Source organism: Vibrio sp. 2033, assembly GCF_033339735.1.
Window position 1 is genome coordinate 1 of the sequence record NZ_JAWOVC010000645.1, and the last position, 566, is coordinate 566.

Genomic DNA, 566 nt, shown 5'->3' on the forward strand with positions numbered 1-566 from the left:
AGAAATTGTCTCAATCCAGCATAAAATTCTATTTGCAGTAGAGAAATCTAGTTTCAAATGTTGCGTAAGCTTTAACATAAAACATATACCTAATTTGACTTTTGTTTGTGGTTTTTCATCTCGTTTTTTTATTTATGTTGAAGCTATCAACGTTAAAAGCTGGCAATTGCAGAATATTTGCGTAATCTATGTTGTAAATTAAATGTTAATTAAATGTGCCTCATTAAAGGAGTCAATGATGTTACATTCGCGTGAGAACACTCTACATTTAACTCAGCTCAGCATGGCAGCAATTGAGCAACTTTCGCCTTCATTTGAAGCGTTACCTCATACTGAGCACGCTGATGGGCAATATCGATTACGACGCTACTCAGTCGTGAGTTTTGAAGATGGACAAGTGATAGATTTGAACAAGAACAGCTTTGTACAGTCTTCAGATATCAACCGATTTCAGGGTGATGTCATTCGTCAATTTGAACCTATCGAGAAAGACATTTTAGCAAGTGAAGGCTTTCGCGAAATGTGTGCGCTATTCGTGAGCGCAAACCACCTTCCAAATGGTCAAG

General features: G+C 37.3%; 1 protein-coding gene. It reads left to right on the top strand.

What is annotated here, in order from left to right; genetic code table 11:
- Nucleotides 1-235: 235 nt before the first annotated feature.
- Nucleotides 236-566, top strand: a 331-nt coding sequence (locus tag R7P74_RS28260) for a 2OG-Fe dioxygenase family protein (protein WP_318124000.1), incomplete at its 3' end; no start/stop codon positions are given.